The sequence below is a fragment of the Rhodococcus opacus genome (assembly GCF_012396235.1).
Lineage (GTDB): Bacteria > Actinomycetota > Actinomycetes > Mycobacteriales > Mycobacteriaceae > Rhodococcus_F > Rhodococcus_F opacus.
The window spans coordinates 36,408-56,550 of sequence record NZ_JAAXPA010000029.1; the positions used below are offsets into that span (position 1 = coordinate 36,408).

General features: G+C 67.7%; 25 protein-coding genes and 1 pseudogene. 15 read left to right on the forward strand and 11 right to left on the reverse strand.

Going from position 1 to position 20,143, the window contains the following annotated elements:
* Positions 1 to 21: 21 nt before the first annotated feature.
* Complete coding sequence (locus HGB39_RS29770) at positions 22 to 978, reverse strand: DMT family transporter (RefSeq protein ID WP_043791009.1); 957 nt, start codon at positions 976 to 978, stop codon at positions 22 to 24.
* A gap of 74 nt (positions 979 to 1,052) precedes the next feature.
* Here HGB39_RS29770 and HGB39_RS29775 point away from each other — a divergent pair, with 74 nt between their 5' ends.
* Together HGB39_RS29775 and HGB39_RS29780 are read left to right on the forward strand one after the other, a co-directional pair.
* The gene (locus tag HGB39_RS29775) at positions 1,053 to 1,955 is read left to right on the forward strand and encodes a LysR family transcriptional regulator (RefSeq protein WP_064080236.1); all 903 of its coding nucleotides are present in this window, start codon (positions 1,053 to 1,055) and stop codon (positions 1,953 to 1,955) included.
* Between the two features lie 137 nt (positions 1,956 to 2,092).
* Complete coding sequence (locus tag HGB39_RS29780) at positions 2,093 to 2,698, forward strand: Rv1733c family protein (RefSeq protein WP_182624103.1); 606 nt, start codon at positions 2,093 to 2,095, stop codon at positions 2,696 to 2,698.
* A 26-nt stretch (positions 2,699 to 2,724) separates the two neighbouring features.
* On the opposite strand, the gene HGB39_RS29785 is transcribed toward HGB39_RS29780, so the two are convergent.
* The 6 genes from HGB39_RS29785 to HGB39_RS29810 all read right to left on the reverse strand — a co-directional run bounded on the left by HGB39_RS29785 (position 2,725) and on the right by HGB39_RS29810 (position 6,444).
* Positions 2,725 to 3,663 carry a dioxygenase family protein gene (locus HGB39_RS29785; protein ID WP_064080235.1) on the reverse strand — a complete coding sequence of 313 codons (939 nt, stop codon included), beginning with the start codon at positions 3,661 to 3,663 and terminating at the stop codon, positions 2,725 to 2,727.
* A gap of 143 nt (positions 3,664 to 3,806) precedes the next feature.
* Entirely contained in the window at positions 3,807 to 4,007 is a 201-nt protein-coding gene (locus HGB39_RS29790; protein ID WP_005256474.1) for a hypothetical protein, read from the reverse strand.
* Positions 4,008 to 4,148: 141 nt separating this feature from the next.
* Positions 4,149 to 4,733: an Rv1733c family protein gene (locus tag HGB39_RS29795; RefSeq protein ID WP_005256471.1), complete on the reverse strand. Its 585-nt coding sequence runs from the start codon at positions 4,731 to 4,733 to the stop codon at positions 4,149 to 4,151.
* Positions 4,734 to 4,865: 132 nt separating this feature from the next.
* Positions 4,866 to 5,069 carry an alpha/beta hydrolase fold domain-containing protein gene (locus HGB39_RS29800; protein WP_257237440.1) on the reverse strand — a complete coding sequence of 68 codons (204 nt, stop codon included), beginning with the start codon at positions 5,067 to 5,069 and terminating at the stop codon, positions 4,866 to 4,868.
* A 36-nt stretch (positions 5,070 to 5,105) separates the two neighbouring features.
* Complete coding sequence (locus tag HGB39_RS29805; protein WP_064080234.1) at positions 5,106 to 5,882, reverse strand: pirin family protein; 777 nt, start codon at positions 5,880 to 5,882, stop codon at positions 5,106 to 5,108.
* A 52-nt stretch (positions 5,883 to 5,934) separates the two neighbouring features.
* Entirely contained in the window at positions 5,935 to 6,444 is a 510-nt protein-coding gene (locus HGB39_RS29810) for a VOC family protein (protein WP_064080233.1), read from the reverse strand.
* A 100-nt stretch (positions 6,445 to 6,544) separates the two neighbouring features.
* Here HGB39_RS29810 and HGB39_RS29815 point away from each other — a divergent pair, with 100 nt between their 5' ends.
* The 4 genes from HGB39_RS29815 (at position 6,545) to HGB39_RS29830 (ending at position 8,574) form a co-directional block, all read left to right on the forward strand.
* Positions 6,545 to 7,006: a MarR family winged helix-turn-helix transcriptional regulator gene (locus HGB39_RS29815; RefSeq protein ID WP_005569209.1), complete on the forward strand. Its 462-nt coding sequence runs from the start codon at positions 6,545 to 6,547 to the stop codon at positions 7,004 to 7,006.
* Between the two features lie 17 nt (positions 7,007 to 7,023).
* Positions 7,024 to 7,491, forward strand: coding sequence for a carboxymuconolactone decarboxylase family protein (locus tag HGB39_RS29820; RefSeq protein WP_064080232.1), 468 nt, complete (start codon positions 7,024 to 7,026; stop codon positions 7,489 to 7,491).
* Between the two features lie 123 nt (positions 7,492 to 7,614).
* A complete protein-coding gene (locus tag HGB39_RS29825; protein ID WP_064080231.1) occupies positions 7,615 to 8,169 on the forward strand; it encodes a YceI family protein in 555 nt (184 codons plus the stop codon).
* Between the two features lie 165 nt (positions 8,170 to 8,334).
* A complete protein-coding gene (locus tag HGB39_RS29830) occupies positions 8,335 to 8,574 on the forward strand; it encodes a DUF6400 family protein (RefSeq protein ID WP_005237803.1) in 240 nt (79 codons plus the stop codon).
* Between the two features lie 242 nt (positions 8,575 to 8,816).
* Here the strand turns inward: HGB39_RS29830 and HGB39_RS29840 are convergent, their stop codons facing one another.
* Positions 8,817 to 9,599 carry an IclR family transcriptional regulator gene (locus tag HGB39_RS29840; RefSeq protein ID WP_007296189.1) on the reverse strand — a complete coding sequence of 261 codons (783 nt, stop codon included), beginning with the start codon at positions 9,597 to 9,599 and terminating at the stop codon, positions 8,817 to 8,819.
* A 199-nt stretch (positions 9,600 to 9,798) separates the two neighbouring features.
* On the opposite strand from HGB39_RS29840, the gene HGB39_RS29845 reads away from it, so the two are divergent.
* The 3 genes from HGB39_RS29845 to HGB39_RS29855 are packed head-to-tail and all read left to right on the forward strand — an operon-like array spanning position 9,799 to position 12,457.
* On the forward strand, positions 9,799 to 10,566 hold the full coding sequence (locus HGB39_RS29845; RefSeq protein ID WP_005260717.1) for a CoA transferase subunit A: 768 nt from the start codon (positions 9,799 to 9,801) through the stop codon (positions 10,564 to 10,566).
* A complete protein-coding gene (locus tag HGB39_RS29850) occupies positions 10,563 to 11,225 on the forward strand; it encodes a 3-oxoacid CoA-transferase subunit B (RefSeq protein ID WP_005260718.1) in 663 nt (220 codons plus the stop codon). Before HGB39_RS29845 ends, HGB39_RS29850 begins: the two co-directional genes overlap by 4 nt.
* Positions 11,226 to 11,257: 32 nt before the next feature.
* Complete coding sequence (locus tag HGB39_RS29855; protein WP_054246733.1) at positions 11,258 to 12,457, forward strand: acetyl-CoA C-acetyltransferase; 1,200 nt, start codon at positions 11,258 to 11,260, stop codon at positions 12,455 to 12,457.
* A 36-nt stretch (positions 12,458 to 12,493) separates the two neighbouring features.
* Here the strand turns inward: HGB39_RS29855 and HGB39_RS29860 are convergent, their stop codons facing one another.
* Together HGB39_RS29860 and HGB39_RS29865 are read right to left on the reverse strand one after the other, a co-directional pair.
* Positions 12,494 to 13,156 carry an enoyl-CoA hydratase-related protein gene (locus tag HGB39_RS29860; protein WP_054246732.1) on the reverse strand — a complete coding sequence of 221 codons (663 nt, stop codon included), beginning with the start codon at positions 13,154 to 13,156 and terminating at the stop codon, positions 12,494 to 12,496.
* Positions 13,153 to 13,791 (reverse strand): TetR family transcriptional regulator, encoded by a 639-nt coding sequence (locus tag HGB39_RS29865; RefSeq protein ID WP_005260721.1) that lies wholly within the window; start codon positions 13,789 to 13,791, stop codon positions 13,153 to 13,155. The genes HGB39_RS29860 and HGB39_RS29865 overlap by 4 nt, the downstream gene beginning before the upstream one ends.
* Before the next feature lie 176 nt (positions 13,792 to 13,967).
* Here HGB39_RS29865 and HGB39_RS29870 point away from each other — a divergent pair, with 176 nt between their 5' ends.
* From HGB39_RS29870 to HGB39_RS29885, 4 genes are read left to right on the forward strand one after another with little or no spacing between them, the layout of a single operon-like run.
* Entirely contained in the window at positions 13,968 to 15,386 is a 1,419-nt protein-coding gene (locus HGB39_RS29870) for a sugar porter family MFS transporter (RefSeq protein ID WP_052024048.1), read from the forward strand.
* Positions 15,387 to 15,422: 36 nt separating this feature from the next.
* Positions 15,423 to 15,782 carry a universal stress protein gene (locus HGB39_RS29875; RefSeq protein ID WP_005571320.1) on the forward strand — a complete coding sequence of 120 codons (360 nt, stop codon included), beginning with the start codon at positions 15,423 to 15,425 and terminating at the stop codon, positions 15,780 to 15,782.
* 8 nt (positions 15,783 to 15,790) lie between these two features.
* Entirely contained in the window at positions 15,791 to 16,975 is a 1,185-nt protein-coding gene (locus HGB39_RS29880; protein WP_064080230.1) for a Gfo/Idh/MocA family protein, read from the forward strand.
* Between the two features lies 1 nt (position 16,976).
* On the forward strand, positions 16,977 to 17,978 hold the full coding sequence (locus tag HGB39_RS29885; RefSeq protein ID WP_064080229.1) for a Gfo/Idh/MocA family protein: 1,002 nt from the start codon (positions 16,977 to 16,979) through the stop codon (positions 17,976 to 17,978).
* Position 17,979: 1 nt separating this feature from the next.
* Here HGB39_RS29885 and HGB39_RS29890 read toward each other — a convergent pair whose 3' ends face one another.
* A complete protein-coding gene (locus tag HGB39_RS29890) occupies positions 17,980 to 18,651 on the reverse strand; it encodes a nucleoside/nucleotide kinase family protein (protein ID WP_064080228.1) in 672 nt (223 codons plus the stop codon).
* Between the two features lie 239 nt (positions 18,652 to 18,890).
* Here HGB39_RS29890 and HGB39_RS29895 point away from each other — a divergent pair.
* Positions 18,891 to 19,115 (forward strand): annotated as a pseudogene (locus tag HGB39_RS29895) (wax ester/triacylglycerol synthase domain-containing protein); the annotation flags it as partial.
* Between the two features lie 207 nt (positions 19,116 to 19,322).
* A complete protein-coding gene (locus HGB39_RS29900) occupies positions 19,323 to 20,138 on the forward strand; it encodes an IclR family transcriptional regulator (protein ID WP_064080227.1) in 816 nt (271 codons plus the stop codon).
* Positions 20,139 to 20,143: the final 5 nt, after the last annotated feature.

Genomic DNA, 20,143 nt, shown 5'->3' on the forward strand with positions numbered 1-20,143 from the left:
GGGCAGACGCCGCACTCCGAGTCATTCGGCGATTCGCGCGGTCACCGGACGACGGTCCGCCGGCTTCACGTGGGTGACCATCCACACCGCGGCGACGACGAGCGCGCAGCCGGCGAACTGCCCGATGCTGGGCCGCTCGTGCACGATCACGACGGAGAACAGCATCGCCAGGACCGGCTGGAGCAGCAGCAATGTGGCGCCCACCTCGGCGGCGAGCCGCGGCAGGGCGAATCCGATGAGGACCCAGCCGAGTACCTGGCTGCTCAGCGACAGTGCCGCCAGCCATCCCAGCGCGGGCCATCCCGGCGTGAGGTCCACCGTTCCCCACAGTGATCCCACTGCGGTTCCGACGACGCCGGCGGCGATCGTCGACACGAAGACCTGCGACGACGCCCGGTGTGCGGATCCGGCGCGGCCGATGACGAAGATGTAGATCCCGTAGGCCACGCCCGCCGCCAGCGACAGCAGAGTTCCGAGGAACAGCTGGTCACCCTCGCCGCTGCCGCCGAGGATTCCACCGGCGAGAGCCACACCGGCGAACAGGAAGGGAACGGCCACGACGAACCGGACCGGCACCCGTGCACGGAAGAAGACCCACGCGAGCAGTGGCACGACGACGACTTGCACGTTGACGACGACGGTGGAGATGCCGGCGCCGATCAGGTGGATCGATCGCGCCCACAACGCGAAGTCGACGCCGAGCATCATCCCGCCGAGTACCTGGGCCGCGATCACCCTGCGCGGGATCCCGCCGTACCGCCGAAATTCTTGCAGCGCAAGAAGTCCGAGGATGGGCAGCGCCAGCACACACCGGAAGAACGTCGACGTGGCCGGCTCCACCCCGGACAATTTGATGAGACTGCCGGTCAGCGACGTCGCCACCGCACCCGCCAGCACCAGCAGTCGCGGATCCACGGACGCGACGCTGAAAGAGGGGCGGACGAGGGCACGGGGACGCAAACGGAGGGCGGTAGTCACACCGAAAATTCTCCGAGGCTCCAACCATTACAACAAGTGAATAGTCGTGTCATGAAAGAAGTAGAGTTACTACCATGTTGAGGGTCGATCGCCTCCGCGCGTTGTGCGCTGTCGCCGAACACGGATCGATCGGTGCCGCAGCCCGCGCCCTGCACGTGACGCCGTCCGGGGTGTCGCAGCAACTCGGCAAGTTCGAACGGGAGGTCGGCGTCGAACTTCTGGTACCCGCGGGCCGCGGCGTTCAGCTCACCGATGCGGGCCGGCTCCTGGCCCGTCGCGGACAGGAAGTGATATCGCTTCTGGCGCAGGCCGAATCCGAGGTCGTCTCCCTGGACCGCGATGTGGTGGGAGACCTGCGAATCGGGTCCTTCTCCTCCGCAGGCAGGGTGGTCGTGCCGACTGCCGTGGCGACGCTGCGCAGGCGCCACCCGCAGCTCAGGGTCAGCTTCTTCGCCGGCGAGACCGAGGACCTCATACCCGCGATCGTGCGCCGGGAACTCGACCTCGCCGTCGTCGACAGCTGGGTCACGATGCCGCTGCACCTGCCCGAGGACGCAGTGCACACCCTGGTGCACCGGGATTCGGCCGACGTCGCACTGTCCCGAGACCATCCGCTGGCGTCGCGCGACCACGTCGATCTCGACGAGATCGCGGACATGCCGTGGACGACGTGGAAGAAGGGCGCGGTGTACCACACCTGGCTGGTGCAGACGTTGCGTAACCGCGGCGTCGAACCGGATATCAGGTACGAGGTGCCCGAATTCGCGGCGCAACTCGAGTTCGTCGCGCACGGACTCGCCGCCGCTCTCGTGCCACGCCTGGCCCGCGTCTGGGTGCCGGACAACGTGGCGATCGTCCCGGTGCGTCCCACACTCGAGCGCGAGATCTACGCGCTCCGCCGCGCCGACAACGACCGGCCCACGGTCCGGGCCGGGATCGAGGCACTGACCGAAGCCTTCGCCGGCATCGATGCGTGACAGCTCCCCGTGGCCCGACCTGTCGCGAAGGGTCTGACCCGGCAACACCGGCCGCGTGCGAACACCTGCCAGAAGGCCCTACACGTGCAGGCGTTTCGGTTGCACAATGGTGGTGGGCAACCACCCGGAGGTGCGCGATGAGTGAAACGTGTGCAGCGCCGATACGCCTGTGGCGTCTGGGTCCATGGAGCCGCAACCCGCTCATGAGGGGGTGCGACCGGCTCCGCTCCGCGATGGTTCTCATCGGGGTGTTCTTCGTGCTCATGATGGTTCCGCTGGCCGCGGCCGTCGGAACCGAGACGTACTCGCGACTGGACCAGGAGACGCAGGCCGAACTCGCCACCCACCACCCGACACCCGCCACGCTCGTCGAGGATTCCCGCACGGGGAGCACGGGAGAACCCCTGCCGGCCGCTCCCCAGTATCAAGCGCACGCACGGGTGCAGTGGTCGGCGAACGGGCAGACACGCACCGCCGACGTTCCCACCGAATCGGGCACGAAGGCCGGTCAGACCGTCACCGTCTGGCTCGATCCGAACGGCGGTCTCGTCGCGGCGCCGGAGACCGGTTCGCAGAACGCCGCCACGGCGGTGAGCGTCGCGTGCGGGATCTGGGTGACAGCGACCGGCGGTTACTGCCTCCTCTTCCTCGTCGTCCACTGGGTTGCGTCCCGCCGGCAGCAGGCTCAGCTGACCCGTGAATGGAACGAACTCGACAGACCACCCGGGTGGCACGTCAGCTGACGGACGGCGGAACCGAGCCGCGCCGGCTACCGGCGGGGTGCCCCGTTCGGCGGCTGTCCGCCACCCCCACCCGGACCGCTCGGCGCAGACTGCGTGTTCGCCGACTTCTCGGCGACACCGATCGTGATCGAGATCGACATACCGGTGGCCGGTTCGCCCGACACGGTGGCCAACTCGGCATCCCAGCCGTCACCGAACACGTTGTCCGAGTCCAGGGAGACCTTCGACAGGTTGCCGACACTGTTCGCATAGCCGCTGTCGTAGGTGAAGACGGTGGTGCACGCGTCCTGCGGCACCGCGATCTGAGACGTCAACCGGGCGTCCTCGCCCGCCACCGCAGACTCCAATGAGTCGAACACCTCGAAGTGGATGTGCGGCCAGCGGCCCGAGTAGCAGGCCGGGAAGATCGACGTGAACGACACCCTGCCCGCGGAATCCGCGACCTGAACGCCACGCAGGTAATTCTGCTCGGTGATGCCCTGACCGTAGAGCGAGTACTCGCCGTCCCGGTCGCAGTGCCACAGGTAGACCGCCATTCCTTCGCCGGCCGCGCAGTCCTTCGTCAGGTCTTGCAGGTTCAGTTCGATGGTCGTCGCGACACCCTCCGCGGTCCCGGAGTACGCACCGAAGCTGCTGCGAATGTCCTGACGCACGATCCCCGACTCGACCAGCACGTTCGGACCGTTCGACCCGTCGCCGGGATACGGGCCGGCCGTTTCCTGCGGCGCCGCCGCCACGCACGTGCCGCCGCTCACCGTCTCCGCCGTGGACGCGGCCGCCTCCGTCGAGGACGAGGACGAGGTCGCCGTGGACCCCGCCGTCGAGCACGCGGCGAGCGCGGTCGCACCCGCCGCGCCGAACACGAACAATGCGCGGCGACGCGACAACATCGATTTCAGGTCGTGGCTGAGTCCGCGGTCGTGCTCGTGCACTTCGTCGGCGTGGTGACGCGGGCTGTTCGTCATGAGGACCTCTCCATGGGCTGTTCGGGTTACATCCCATACAAGCGGTCGCCGGTGCAGGCAGCCTCGAGCTCCGCTGTGGAGTCGCTGTGAACGCCTGTCGCCCAGCGGCGGTCGCCTGGATCTGTCTCAGCGAGACGCGTCGGTCACAGGGATTCTGCACCGGCTGCGCCGGAGACCGACTCGTTGTCGAGGTCGCGCACGAGGGGAATGCCGAGGGCCGCGAGCAGCATCCGGCAGTCTTCGGCATCGATCGAGTGGTGGGCGACGGTCCGCTGAGCCTTACGGACGGACTCTTCGTCGAGCTCGCGTTCGCTCTCGAATATAGAAGCATCCCTGTCGGACATGGCTCCCACCTTTCCTCGGCATCAACTGAATAGCCCGGAGTAGGTCCACCGAAACCGACATGGCACAGCGCGATCGGGTGTCGTCCGAAGCGGATTCACATCCGCGTGTACGAGGCCGTGTCGAACCGGGCCTACGGAGGGTCAGCGACGGTAGGTCGCGAACAGCCTGCGGATGCTCTCGTCCCAGTACTGCTGGCGGCGGCGTTCGACGGCGCGGGAGAACATCGCCCACACCGCACCCAGGAGCAACGCGCTCGCGGCGAGGGTGATGAGCACTGCCGCGACCGCGGCGCTGACGACGTCGGAGGTCGTGATCCTCGGGCCGGCCCAGTTTCCGTCGTCGTCGACGGCGATGGTCTTCTCGGTGCCCGCCGGCGTTCCCGAGGGAACCTCGATGCTGTCGGTGCGCGACTCGGAGCCCCAGGCCCACGTCGCCTTCACCATCGGGGTGGTCCGGACGGAGCCGCGGGGCGACAGGGTGATGGGGGCGTCGGCGTTGGTGACGGCCTCGACGAGGGTCGTGGTGGCGCGTTGTTGCGCGGCCCGCGCACTCTCCTGGTGGTATTCCCAGGTGCCGATCACGGCGGCGATCACGATCGCGACACCCGCGAGGGCGACGATGACGGATTTCAGGGTGGCCGCGAACCGATCGACAGGTCGCGCGAACGGGTTGGACGGTCGACCCGACACCGAGTACACCACGGCTGCCTTCGAGCGCCCCAACACAATCCACCTCATTGTTTCGTCCACGTTAAATGTCTGCTTCACCAGTGTCGCCACTGATCAGGCAACAGGGAAACCGAAATGGACAAACTTGACGAGTCTCACACTCGGCGGGCAGACCGGAGTCGGCCCCGCTCAGCGCTGTGCGGGGCCGAGGTGCCGGGTCTCGGGCACGAGCCGGTAGTCGATGCTGACCATGACATAACCGTGCTCTGCGAAGTGCTGCACCAGATCTGGGCAGGCAGTTTGGTCTTGAAGCCGCCAACCACCTCCGTGAATCCACACGACCGCAGGCAAGGGCTGCTCCGCTTCGGCGGGACGGACAAGATCGAGTAGCAGATCGGGGGCGTACTCGACGGTGGATCGGCGGACGCGTCACCCAGCGATCGTCGCGTGCATCTCCCACACGATGATCTCGGCGCCGGCGCCGGTGGTCATCTGCTGGCCGCCGCCACCGCTGAGCCGGACGGCGTCACCCTCGGCGAGGATGCCGACGCCTTCCATCGACGCTTCACCGCGCGCGACGAACACGTGGAGGAACGGTGCGTCGGGCAGGGTGATCGGCGCCTGCCCGGGCTGCAGTCGTGCGACATGCATTGCGGCGTACTTGTTCTTGATCCGGATCGCCGAGTGGTCCGCATGGTCCGGCATGCCCGATGCGACGGGCACCAGTCCCCCGGCGAGCAACTCGTGGTCGATTTCGAGTTGCTCGTAACCGGGTGTGATGCCGGCTTCGTCGGGCACGACCCACATCTGGATGAAATGGACCGGGTCGGTGTGCTCGCCGGTGACGCCGTCCAGTCGCCACGAGTCGTTCTTCTCCGAGTGCAGGATTCCGGTTCCCGCGCTCATCCGCTGGGCGAGTCCCGGGTAGATGACGCCGGAGTGGCCCATCGAATCCTGATGCACCAGTGAACCCTGGAGCACCCAGGTGACGATCTCCATGTCCTGGTGGGGGTGGGTGTCGAAGCCCTGACCCGGGACGAGGATGTCGTCGTTGTTGACCATCAGCACCCCGTGATGGGTGTTGGCCGGATCGTAGTGGCGGCTGAACGAGAAAGAATGCTTGGAATCCAGCCAGCCGGCGTTGGTCTTGAACCGGTCGTCGGCTCGGCGGACGTCGAGGCGGGGTGGGGTGATGGCGGCAGTCATCAGCGAATCCTTTCCAGGTTTCTCAGAGCAGGGGTTCCCGGAGTCAGGGTTCTCAGAGAACGTGTGAGCCGTACATTTCGCCGAGCGGGTCGGCGATGAGTTCGAGGCGGGCACCGTCGGGGTCGCGGAAGTACATCGACACCTCACTGTGTTCGACGAGTTCGACGCCGGCGTCGATCAGTTTCGTGCGCAGGTGATCCCAGCGGCCGGGTTCGACGCTGATCGCGATGTGGTGGAGTCCGCCGAGAACTTCCCGGTACGGGCCGACGTCGAGTCCCGGGAAGTCGAAGAACGCCAGCAGGTTGCCGTTGCCGATGTCGAAGAAGAAATGCGAAGACCCGGCGTAGTCCCGGTTCTCGATCAGCTCGGTGAGCGGAAATTCGAGCAGGTCATGATAGAACCGGACCGTGCGCTCGACGTCACTACTGATCAGCGCGGCGTGATGGAGGCCGCGGGCCGAGGACGCGGGCCTCGACGCCACCGGCTTCAGATGCTCGGCGCGGATCCGGTCGCGTTGCTCCGCGAACCTCTGCGAACGCTCCTGCTCGTCTGTGGTGCTCATTGCCCTGCCCCTCTCCGCGGAGCGCAGTAATTGCGCTTTCAACTAAATTCAGACTACAACAACTCGTTGCGTTGTCAACTACTTGGGCTATGCTGGTGCCGTGGAACCGACCCGATGGCTCAGCGCCGAAGAACAGAACACCTGGCGCGCCTACCTGGACGCCACACGCCTACTCCTGCAGGCGCTCGATCGACAGCTCACCCGCGACGCCGGCATCTCGTTCACGGACTTCGAACTGCTCGTCGTGCTGTCGGAGGCACCCCAGCGACAACTGCGGATGCGCGAACTCGCAGACGCGGTGACCACCACCCGCAGCGGCGTGACCAGGGCCATCAGCAGGCTGGTCGACACCGGCTGGGTGCGCCGGGTCGAATGCGAAGACGACAAGCGCGGAACATTGGCCGAGCTGACCGACGCCGGAGCCGAGAAGCTCGCCGCCGCCAGCCCCGGACACGTCGCGGAGGTGCGCCGTAACATGTTCGACCTGCTCAGCCCCCGCGACGTCGGCATCCTCGGTCACGACTTCAGCGAAATGCGCACCCACCTGCTGGAAAACCCCTGAGCCCGGAAAGGTCGACCATGAGCAGCACGGCACCCTACGTCCACATCGACAAGCAGAGTCCGGCCGTCTATCAGGCGCAGATCGGCGTCGCCAAGGCCATCCGTCATGCGACCACCGAGGTCGGGATGGACCGGCGGTTCGTCGAGTTGATCAACGTGCGCGTCTCACAGATCAACCGCTGCGCGTACTGCCTGGACGTTCACGTCGCCGCGGCGCTCGCGGCCGGCGAGACCCAGCAGCGCCTCGCGGTTCTGCCTGCCTGGCGGGAGACGGAACTCTTCTCCGACCGGGAGGTCGCGGCGCTCACCTTGGCCGAATCGATCACCACCCTCCCGGACGCGCATACCCAGGAGACCGACTACGCCTTCGCGCGGCGATTCCTCTCCGAGCAGGAGATCTCCACGGTGAGCTGGATCGCCGTCACCATGAACGCCTTCAACCGGATCTCCATCGTCAGCCGCCATCCGGTCCGGCCCAAGCAGTAACACCGCAGTTCACCTGCGTTTCGCAGAATTTAGTTGACATTGCAACGACATCGGCTTAACGTAGTAGTTGCAGATTCAATTACCTCGATTTCGAGTGACCGTTCGACAGCCCAAGGAGTTTTCATGACCACCGCCACCGCCACCCTGCCCAACCTCACCGCCGGAACCTGGGCCATCGACACCGTCCACTCCACCGTCGGCTTCTCCGTCCGCCACCTCATGGTCAGCAAGGTTCGCGGCACGTTCAACGACTTCACCGGCGCGATCACCGTCGCCGAGGACGGCACCGCCGCCGTCACCGCCGAAATCCAGGTCGCATCCATCGACACCAAGAACGCCGACCGCGACGCCCACATCAAGTCCGCCGACTTCTTCGACGCCGAGCAGTACCCCACCGCCACCTTCACCTCCACCGCCGTCCGCGCCAAGGGCGACGACTACGTCGTCGACGGCGAATTCACCCTCCACGGCGTCACCCGCCCCGTCGAGCTCGCCCTCGAATTCAACGGCGTCAACCCCGGCATGGGCAACGGCCCGGTCGCCGGCTTCGAAGCCACCACCGTCCTCAACCGCAAGGACTTCGGCATCACCATCGACATGCCCCTCGAAGGCGGCGGAGCCGTCGTCGGCGACAAGATCACCATCACCCTCGAGATCGAGGCCGGCCTGCAGGCCTGACCCCACCCGCACCACCGCCCCGTCACCCACCCGGATGGCGGGGCGTTTCGTCGTTAATACGACGCAACACTTTCGGTCGACGTGATCCAGGTCATTGTGGTCTTGGGCGGGCTCGAGTGACCCTGGCCCCTTCGATAACGGCGACCGCGAAACGAAGGTGACCACATGGGTAGCGACTCCGAACTCTCGTTCGCACTCGACCTCACGCTGGACGAGGCGCGGCGGCGCACCGCTGTTCTCGAGGCGATCGGCGAGGACTGGGATCCCGTCGCCGTGCTCGCGGAGGAGGAGCGGGCGTACGACATGTTGTACTCCGGCCTCGACCCCGAGCAGCAGCGCATCTACGACGAGCTGGTCCAGGCGGGTGTGCTCCCGGATCGGACGGTGGGCCGTGTTACCGATTGATCCGACCGCGGACTTCTCGCGTCGCGCCTGGTTGCCCTGCCCGGGCTGCGACCACGGCTCGGACTGCGGCGACTGCGGGTCGAGCCGCAACTGCGACCGGCATTGGCAGTACCTGCTGAGCAATCGGGGCACCCGCGTCCATCTCCAGTGCCCCGACTGCACCCACCTGTGGAGTATCGACACCCGCCACGGGCGACCTCAGCGGCGACGGAAAGCCGCGTAGGCGCCGGACCGAATCGTGCTCACCCCCGGCTCCGCGGCCTGTCGGCGAGGAGTTGGGTGAGCCGGTGCGCCTGGCGGAGGAGGAGTTCTCCCAGTTCGCGGCGACGCTCCTCGCGGAACCGGCTCTCCACACCGGTGATGCTCAGCGCCCAGGCCGGTGATCCCTGGGCGTCGAAGACGGCGGCGCCCATCCCCCAGCTGCCCTCGACGAGCAGCCCGGGGTTGACGGCGTACCCGTTCAGGCGGGTCTCCGCGATGCGCTCGGCGATCTCGTCCCGCCTGTGCTGCGTTCCCCACTCGCCGGTGACGTCGGCACGCGACAGGTAGTCGTCGATGTCGCGGTCCGGCAGGTGGGACAGGATGACCAGACCCGCCGACGCCACCCCCAGCGGCAGGCGGATGCCGACGTACAGCACGTGGGAACGCAGCGGGAAGCTGCCCTCCTCGCTCGCGATGCACACCGTTTCGTCACCGCGGCGCGCGGACAGGAAGACACTCTCGCCGGTCTCACGTGCGAGATCGCGCAGGATGTCGCGGGAGCGGTCCGTGATGTCGTACCGCCCGGCGGCGAGCGAGCCGAGCAGGTACAGCTCGGGTCCCAGCGACCATTTCCCCGACTTCTGGTCGCGGTCGACCAGCCCCTCCTCGGCCAGCGAGACGAGGAGGCGATGCACGGTCGGGCGGGCAAGCCCCGTCTCCCGCGCCAGGGCGGACGTCGAGGAGCCCGACGACTCGAGGGCCGCGATGGCCCGGAAGAGGGATCCCACCCGCCGAATGACCTGCGGCCGCTGCGCGTCGTCCATGACCGCAGTATACGTTCACTCAGTGAACGCTCACTGGCGCGACGTCCAGACCGCGAGCACTGTGCCGGGAACCCTTGAAATGCATGCAATGACCCCTTTTAGTGGAGCAGAGCTCGTCGCGCAGAGTCGTCCATCAGGTGGACGAATCTTCACGGGAAGACGGTATCGCCGGCTACGGCGGCCAGGAGAAAGGATGCACATGGGATCGAGAGTGTTCGACACCCCGGAAGAAGCAGTCGCGGACGTGTCCGACGGCGCATCGATCGCCGTGGGCGGGTTCGGCCTGTGCGGAATCCCCGACTCGCTGATCCGCGCGCTCGCCGACTCCGGCGTCGGGAACCTCGAGGTCTTCTCCAACAACTGCGGTGTGGACGACCACGGGCTCGGAATTCTGCTGGGTGCCCGCCGGATCCGGCGCGTCACCGCGTCGTACGTCGGCGAGAACAAGGAATTCGCGCGTCAGTACCTTTCCGGTGAGCTCGAGGTGGAGCTGACCCCGCAGGGCACGCTGGCCGAACGCCTCCGGGCGGGCGGCGCGGGCATCCCCGCGTTCTTCACCCCCGCCGGTGTGGGCAGCCCGGTCGCCGACGGCGGACTGCCGTGGCGGTACGCCGCCGACGGTTCCGTCGCGCTCGCCTCGCCCCCGAAGGAAACCCGCGCGTTCGGCGACAAGCGCTACGTTCTCGAACTCGGCATCACCGCCGACTTCGCCCTGGTCCACGCACTGCGGGGCGACACCGCCGGCAACCTGGTGTTCGACAAGTCTGCCCTGAACTTCAACCCCCTCGCGGCGATGGCCGGAAAGGTGACCATCGCGCAGGTCGAGGAACTCGTCCCCGCAGGCACCATCGACCCCGCCCAGGTGCACCTGCCCGGAGTCTTCGTTCAACGCATCGTCGAGACCGGCCCCCAGAACAAGCGGATCGAGAAGCGGACAGTCAGCAGCACGGAAGGAGCCACTCGATGACCGGCACCAACGGATGGACACGTGAGCAAATGGCCGCCCGCGCGGCCGCGGAGATGGTCGACGGCGAATACGTCAACCTCGGCATCGGACTGCCCACGCTCATTCCCGGATACCTCGGCACCGACGTCACCGTGACCCTGCATTCGGAGAACGGCATCCTCGGCACCGGCCCCTACCCCACCGACGAGAACGTCGACCCCGACCTGATCAACGCCGGCAAGGAAACGGTCACCGTCAACGCCGGTGCCGCGTTCTTCGATTCCGCGTTGTCGTTCGGCATGATTCGCGGCGGCCACATCGACACCGCCGTCCTCGGTGGCATGCAGGTCTCCCGCACCGGCGACCTCGCCAACTGGATGGTCCCCGGGAAGATGGTCAAGGGCATGGGCGGCGCGATGGACCTCGTGCACGGCGCGAGCCGCGTCATCGTCCTCATGGAACACACCGACCGGGACGGCAACCCCAAGATCATCGACGCCTGCACCCTGCCGCTGACCGGCCAGGGCGTCGTCAACCGCATCATCACCAACCTCGCCGTCATCGACGTGGTCGGCGACGGCACCCTCGCTCTCCGTGAGGTCGCCCCCGGCGTCACCGTCGACGAGGTCGTCGCCGCCACCGGAACCCCCCTCGAGATTCGCGAATCCGCGCTCGTCTGAGCGACATTCGTCACGACACCAAGGACACTCCCATGACTTCTCGCACCAGGTCCGTCATCGTCGCCGGAGCCCGGACCCCCGTCGGCCGGCTGACGGGTTCGCTCGCGTCACTCTCCGGATCCGATCTCGGTGGCATCGCCATCAAGGGCGCCCTCGACAAGGCCGGGGTGGCACCCGAACTGGTGGAGTACGTGATCATGGGGCAGGTCCTCACTGCCGGCGCCGGTCAGATCCCGGCCCGGCAGGCCGCGGTCAACGCGGGCATCCCGATGTCGGTGCCCGCCTTGACCGTCAACAAGGTGTGCCTGTCGGGTCTCGACGCCATCGCGCTCGCCGACCAGCTGATCCGCGCCGGCGAATTCGATGTCGTCGTCGCCGGTGGGCAGGAGTCGATGTCCCAGGCGCCGCACCTTCTCCCGAACTCGCGGAGCGGTTTCAAGTACGGCGACACCACCCTCGTCGATCACCTCGCCTACGACGGCCTGTACGACATCTTCACCGAGCAGGCGATGGGTGCCCTCACCGAGGACCGGAACGCGAACACCGACAAGATCGGTCGCGAAGAGCAGGACGCCTTCGCCGCCGCCTCACATCAGCGCGCCGCGGCCGCGTGGAAGAACGGACTCTTCGACGACGAGGTCGTACCCGTCACCATCCCGCAGCGCCGGGGTGAGCCGCTCGTCGTCACCGAGGACGAAGGCATCCGCGCCGACACCACGGCCGAGTCGCTGTCGAAGCTGCGGCCCGCCTTCAACAAGAACGGCACCGTCACCGCGGGTTCCGCGTCGCAGATCTCCGACGGCGCGGCCGCCGTCGTGGTGATGAGCAAGGCCAAGGCCGAGGAGCTGGGGCTCGAATGGCTCGCCGAGATCGGCGCCCACGGCATCGTCGCCGGGCCCGACTCGACGCTCCAGCAGCAGCCCGCCAATGCCATCGACAAGGCGTGCACCCGTGAGGGACTCGACCCCTCGGCGCTCGACCTCGTCGAGATCAACGAAGCCTTCGCCGCCGTCGGCATCGAGTCGACCCGGCAACTCGGAGTCGACCCGTCGATGGTCAACGTGAACGGCGGCGCCATCGCCATCGGGCACCCGCTCGGCATGTCGGGGGCACGGGTCGTGCTGCACCTCGCGCTCGAGCTGAAACGACGCGGCGGTGGAACCGGCGCCGCCGCTCTCTGCGGCGGCGGCGGACAGGGCGACGCCCTGATTCTCCACGTGCCCGGCGAGTGACCATCACTCCGGCACAGTAGGTTTCGCGTCACCGGGTCATGATCGGCCCGATGCGAGTGCGGCGACGGCCGGCGCGAACATGGTGGACTTGATCGCGCCGAGCGTGCCGGCGTCCTTCCCCGCGAGCGGCGTGATCAGGTCGACGGCAGCGTCCAGGACCGCGCCTTCGGGCGCGGTCCCGTCGACCAGCCCACTCGTGTGCGCGTCGGCGCCGCCGTAGCGGCGGCCGGTGGTCATGGCGGTGATCGCGGTCTGCGGTGTCAGCTTGGCCTGGATCAGCGCGGCCATCCCCGGGGTGAACGGAATGTGGATGTCGACCTCGGGGAAGCAGTAGTACCCACGGTCGGACCGCATCACCCGGTAGTCGTGGGCGATTCCGAGCATGGCGCCGGCGCCGAACGCGTGCCCGTTGACCGCGGCCACCGTCGGCAGGGGGAGCGTCAGAATCCGGCTGAACAGGGCCTGCACGCGCCCGACATACCAGTCTGCGCGGTCACCGTTGGCCATCAGCCAGTCCAGGTCGAGGCCGTTGGAGTAGAACTTCCCCGTGGCCGTGGTGACCAGGGCCTGCGCGCCGTGTTCGTGGGCGTCGTCGAGGAGCCGGTCGACGTTGTCGAGCCACTCGGGGGAAAAACGATTCTCGTCGTCGCCGAGGTCGAGGACGGCGATCGTGTCCCGGTAGGTCAGGGTGGCGGTCATTGGGAACCTTTCGTGTTGCTGTCGTGACGTTTCCCCGGGGACGGGGGGTCCAGTGCGAGGACGGCGCGGACCGCCGCCTCCAGGCGTCGGCGCATGGCGTCGTCCGGTTTTCGCCGGGCGTGCAGCAGCAGTCCGGTGGGGAGCCCGACGACGCACGCTTCGATCACTTCGACCGCGCGACCGTCCTTGCGCCCCCACAACGCCAGCGCCAATCGGACGAACAGTTCGACGAGGACGGAGTCGAGGCGCGACAACTCGGCGGCGACGTCCTCGGGGACGTCGGATCCGAGCAGTTCGTCGCGGCGCACGGTGAGGAGAAGTCGCGACGACTGCGGGAACCGCTCGGCGAAGACGGCCGGGGTGTCGGCGGCCGCGACGACGGCGTCCACGGGACCACGCCCCAGCGCCTCCTGAACCGATTCCTGTTGCAGGTCGAGAAATCGGTGCGCCGCCCGCAACCAGGCGCGCCCGACCAGCCCTCCCCGCGAGCCGAATGCGTGATAGATGGCGCCGTTGGACATCTCCGTGGCCGCGGCGACCGCGCGTAGGGTCACCGCACTCGGTCCGCCCTCGACGGCCAGCCGTTCGGCGGCATCGAGCGCGGCGTCGAGGTCGTGAACTCGTGGCCTGGGCATACGCCGAACGATAACAGATCGTGCGTTCTATTACTCGCGGGTAGGGAGTAAGCATTCACCTAGGGGATCCGCCCGATGATCGGCTTGCCGTTGTGCCCCGAGTCACAATGAGTTAGCTTTGTTCGGACATAAACACATTACGTGTTCTGTACATAGATCACGTCGAGGAGATGTTCATGGCCAGCGATCTCACCCGAACTACCGCCCCGTCCCTGCCTGCCGACGCCCCTGGGCGACACTCGCACAGACTCGGCATCATCGCCGTCGTCGCCACCTTCGGCGGCCTGCTCTTCGGATACGACACCGGAGTCATCAACGGCGCACTCGAACCGCTCACGGAAGACCTTCAGCTCACCTCGTTCACCGAGGGCCTGGTGGTGAGCATCCTGATCTTCGGTGCCGCGATCGGCGCTCTCATCGGCGGACGGATGTCCGACCGGTTCGGACGCCGGCACAACATCCTTATGCTCGCGATCATCTTCATGATCGGGACGCTCGGCTGCGTGCTGTCCCCGACGTGGGAGGTGCTCGCACTGTTCCGCTTCATCCTCGGCCTCGCCGTCGGCGGCGCCTCCGCGACCGTGCCCGTCTACCTCTCCGAGATCTCGCCCACCGAACGACGCGGCAGCGTGGTCTCCCGCAACGAAGTCATGATCGTCGTCGGACAGTTCGCCGCCTTCGTGATCAACGCCGTCATCTTCAACATCTGGGGCGAGCACGAGAACGTCTGGCGCTTCATGCTTCTGGTCGCCGTCACACCGGCCATCTTCCTGTTCGCCGGAATGCTGCGGATGCCGGAGAGTCCGCGCTGGCTGATGTCGCAGGACCGGCACGACGAAGCGCTCGCCGTGCTTCTCCAGGTTCGGTCCCCGGAGCGGGCACGTGCCGAGTTGGAGGAAGTCCGGGCGCTCGCCGAGGAAGAGAAGCTCTCCCAGACCGGCGGGGCCGCCGACCTGTCGGTGAAATGGATCCGCCGCCTCATCTTCATCGGCGTCGGCCTCGGAGTGTTCCAGCAGGCCACCGGCATCAACTCGGTGATGTACTACGGCACCCAGCTGCTCGGCGACGCCGGATTCTCCTCCAACGCCGCCATCGTCGCGAACACCCTCAACGGTCTGTTCAGCGTGCTCGGCGTCCTCACCGGCGTCGCCCTGATCAACCGGATCGACCGACGGAAGATGCTCCTCGGCGGCTTCACCCTCACCACCACGTTCCACGTGCTCGTCGGCCTCTCCGCGTTCCTGCTGCCCGACGGCACCCTCAAGGCCTACCTGATCCTGACGTTCGTGGTGCTGTTCGTCTTCTCGATGCAGGCCACGATCGGCCCCCTGGTGTGGCTGATGCTGTCGGAGATCTTCCCGCTGAAGATCCGCAGCTTCGCCATCGGTGTCTGCATCTTCGCACTGTGGATCGCCAACGCGGTTGTCGCGCTGCTCTTCCCGCCCGTCGTGGCCGCACTGGGAATCGGTGCGACGTTCTTCATCTTCGCCGGCCTCGGCGTGCTGGCTCTCGTCTTCATCAAAACTCAGGTTCCGGAGACCCGTGGCCGCTCGCTCGAGGAACTCGAAGATCAGTTCCGGCGCGACTACTCGTGACAGTCGCCGCACCGCCTCCCCTGAAAGGTTGATCCCATGACAGTGCTCGTAGCCGTGACCGACTCCTCCGAAGGATCGCACGCCCTCCTGGCCGGCAAGAAGGAAGCCGCGATGCTGGGTGCCGACCTTCTGGTGGTGAACCTCTCCCTCACCGAACCCGAAGACGTGCACACGCTCGCGGACGACGGCGTGACCGTCCTCGACCGGATCGGCCGCGGAGACCGCGATCCCGCGACCGCCGTGCTCGACCTGCTCGACGAACGACCCGACATCGAACGCCTCGTGATCGGCGTCAAACGCCGCAGCGCGGTCGGCAAGGCCCTGCTCGGGAGCGTGAGCCAACGCCTCATCCTGCAATCCCCGATCCCGGTCCTCGCGGTCAAAACCCCTCAGTAGGAGCCGAGTTGAGCAAGCAAGGGAGCCTGCGCCTGGTCGCGGGCATGGTCGGCGGCGGACAGGGCGCCGACATCGGCAAGACCCACCGTTACGCGATGCGCCTCGACGACCGGTACGAACTGCACGCGGGGGTCTTCGGGCGAGACGGCGCATCGTCGGCGCGGATCGCCGGGAGCCTCGGTGTGCCGGCGGATCGCACGTATCGCGACTACCGGGAGATGGCGGAACGGGAAGCCGCACGCGAGGACGGCGTCGACGTGGTCGCCGTGACCACGCCGAACGACAGCCACTTCGACATCGCGCGCACGTTCCTGGAGGCGGGCATCTCGGTGGTGTGCGAGAAACCCCTCACGCCCGACTCGGCGTCGGCCGCGGAACTGGTCGCGATCGCCGAGTCCTCCGGTGCGATTCTCGCCGTCCCGCACTGCTATTCGGCGTACGCGATGGTCCGGCACGCGGCCCGGATGGTGCGCGATGGCGACCTCGGCCGGATCCGATTCGCCGCGGTCGAGCACGCGTCCGGTTGGGCCGCGGCACCCGTCGAACTCGGCGAGCACCGTCAGGCACGCTGGCGCACCGACCCCGGCGTCGCGGGATTCCCCAGCGTCGTCGGCGATCTCGGCACCCACGCCTTCCACCTCTTGCGGTACATCACCGGACTCGAAGCCGCCAGAGTGTCTGCCGAACTGGACACCCTCGTCCCCGGACGGCGGGTGTTCGACAACGCCACCGTCCGCCTCACCCTCTCCAACGGAGCACCCGCGACACTGTGGGCGAGCATGGCCGCGACCGGCAACGAGCACGGCCTGCGCATCCGGGTGTTCGGCGACGCCGCGAGCATCGAATGGCGGCACGAGGACCCCCAGCACCTGACGGTGCGCGACCTCGACGGCGGCGCGACGATCCTCGCGGAGGGGATGCGCACGCTGTCCGAGGACGCCGGCCGGCTCACCCGCCCAGGCCTGGGACATCCCGAAGGCTTCCTCGAGGCTTTCGCGAACTTCTACCGCGATCTCGCGGACGAACTCCGCGCCCGCCGCGACGACACTCCCACCACCCTCCGCGATCTGTCCTTCCCCACCGGACGCGACGGGCTGATCGGCGTCCAGTTCGTCGAGGCGACGGCCGCCTCGCACGCCGCCGACTCCGCCTGGGTGGTTCCCGCTTTCGCACACGACAAGGTCGGTATCTGACATGCAGCGATTCGCCCTCATCGGGGCCGGATTCATCGGCGGAGTGCACGGCGCCAACCTCGCCGCCCACCCCGACGTCGATCTGGCCCTCGTCTTCGACATCGACCTCGCTCGCGCGACGGACCTCGCCAAGCGGCACGGCAGCCGCGCCACCACCGATCTCGTGGAAGTCTTCGACCCCGCGGCAATCGACGCCGTCTTCATCGCATCGTCCACCGACACCCACGCCGAGCACCTTCGCACCGCGGCCACGGCGGGGATCCCGGCTCTGTGCGAAAAGCCCATCGATCTCGACCTTGCGCGCGCCGTCGACATCGTCCGCTTCGCCGAAACCCGATCACTGCGGGCGATGGTCGATTTCAACCGCCGCTTCGACCGTGACTACGCCGAACTGCAGCGGGTGGTCGCGTCCGGCGAGATCGGTTCGGTGGAGCTGATCCAGATGACCAGCCGCGGTCCGGCGATGCCGCCGCTCGAGTACGTCGCGGTCTCGGGTGGGCAGATGCGCGACCAGACCGTCCACTTCTTCGACCTGGCCCGGTGGATCTCCGGGCTCGACCCCGAGTCCGTCTTCGCGACCGGTTCCACGCTCGCCGAACCCCGCCTCGCCGAGTACGGCGACGTCGATACGTCGGCGGTCACCCTGCGTCTGCCCGGCGGGGCACTCGTCCAGATCGACTGCACCCGGCGGATCGGCTACGGCTACGACGAACGCATCGAGGTGCTCGGTTCGACCGGCATGGTCGAAGCGCGGCGGCAGCGCGCCGGATCCGTCTCCCGGTACAGCGCCGGCCGCGTGGTCGACGACGGCTTGCACGCGGGATGGTTCGAACGGATCAGAGGCAGCTACGGCACCGCGCTCGACCACTTCGTCGACGCGCTGGATAACGGTGCCGCGATCGGCCCGACCCTGGCGGAGGCGTTGAAGGCGCAGGCGATCGCCGAGGCCGCGGCGCGCTCCCTCACCAGCGGCCGGATGGAACCGATCGAATACCCGGTCTGAGTTACACGGGGTCACCGAGCACGACGACGTCAGCGCGGGCACGGCCGGGCTCGACCAACGCGGTGTTGCGTTCGTCGCTGCGACGCACCCACTCTCGCGCATCTTCGGGCGACTTGCCGAACCGGACGTGCCGCTCGACGAGCCGGGTGACGCGCTCCTCCTCGTCCGGGGCGAGGAACCACGCCTCGTCGAGCAGGCCGCGCACCCTCGACCACGGCTGCTCGTCGAGCAGCAGGTAGTTGCCCTCGGTGATCACCAGCGGAACGTCCGGCGGGACGGCGATCGACCCGGCGTAGGACTCCTCGACGTCGCGGTGGAACTCCGGGGCGTACACCGTCTCGCCGTCGGGTTCACGCAGCCGGCGCAGCAGGGCCACGTAGCCGGCGGCGTCGAACGTGTCCGGTGCGCCCTTGCGGCCGGATCGCCCGAGGCGGACCAGTTCCGCACCCGCCAGGTGGAATCCGTCCATGGGCACCACCACCGCGGACGATCCCAGTGCCGCGAGCACTGCCGCGGCGACGGTGCTCTTGCCCGAGCCCGGCGACCCGGCAATGCCGAGCAGCCGGCGCTGACCCGAGTCGGCGAGCACGCGGGCGCGCGCGATCAGTCCCGGCAGTCCACCTTCATACCGCACCGGACCGCCAGGCGTTCCCACTGCGTGCTCGTCGTCCATAGGCAGACCGTAGCTCAGCCGACGTGGACCTCGGTGCCTCCGCCTGTCGCCCGTCGCCCAATGTCACCGCCGGCCAATCAGATTGAACTTGTGTGACATGGGGCGAGCGGCACGGGCCTCACGTCCACGCCAGCCGTCAAGCACTCGCGGCCGGGTTGGACAACTGACCTGCTCGGTCGGGCTCGATTCCCCCAATTTTCTACCGGTTGTTTCTGCTCGGCGAATCCCGCGAGCATCCGATGCACGTCGGCGGCCTGGCGGTCTTCAACCCACCGGACGGGGCGTCCGCGGCCGACATGCGCGCGATGTTCGACACCGCCCTGGCCGGCAACCAGGTCGCCCCACCTTTCCGTAAGCGGGCCCGCCGTTCGGTCACCTCGCTCGGCCAGTGGGGATGGGACCACCTCCCGCACGACGAGGTGGGGCATCGACTACCACCTCGCGACGCCGCGCCTGGCACAGGCTGCGGTCGCGGCCGGCACCGACCGGGAGCCCGCGGCCGACCGGTGGATGAGTGATCACGCTCCGCGGGTGGTGCGCGTGCAGTCATCCATTCATGCGCTGGTGGTCATGGTGTGGTGGCCGCGTTCTTCCTAGTGTTTCAGATCACAGACGCTCAGCGAGGTGCACGTTCGCTTCCCGCGGAGCCGTGGGAAGAAAGGACGGACACCGTGGCGACACTGCAGACGGTCCAGAAGATCGGGCCGGTGCTGGACCTGTTCACCGCAGCGCAACCGGAATGGGGGGTCTCCGAGGTCGCCGCTGCCATCGACGTCCCCCGATCGAGTGCGCACGCCTTGCTGTCGAGTCTCGTCGACACCGGACTGCTCCAGTGCCGCACGCGTGGTCGCTACCGGATCGGGTGGCGGGTGATCGAACTCGGCGAAACCCTGCGGGGCACCGTCGACGTGCGGTCCTGCGCCGCGCCGGTCATCGAGAACCTCGTCGAGCGGTACGGCGAAACCAGTCACCTCGCGGTGATGGAACGGTGGCACGTGCTGTACGTCGACAAAGTGGTCGGTACGCACAACATCACCGTGCAGGGTGCACGCGTCGGCGCCCGTCTCGAAGCACATTGCACAGCGGTGGGCAAGGTCCTCCTGGCGAGCCTCGAGGAGAACGAACTGCACCGGTACCTGTCCGGTCGCCAGTTGCGCAGGCACACGCCGTCGACGATCACAAATGCCGGGGCGCTGCTCGACGCGTTGTCGGTGGCGCGGTCTGCCGGCCACGCCTACGACCTCGGTGAAGCCGTCTCGGAGGTCCACTGCGTCGCCGCGCCGGTGCGTGACGACATGGGTTCCGTGGTGGCCGCGGTGAGCATGAGCATCCCGGTCAGCCGTTTCGTGCCCCGCCGCGTCGAGTTCACCCGTGCCGTCATGGCGGCAGCCCGCGACGTCTCGCACGCGGTCGCGAACACGAACCACGCCACACCCACCACGACCAGGGACGTTCCCGAATCGGGCCGGCCGGCGCTGGCCTCCTGACGTCC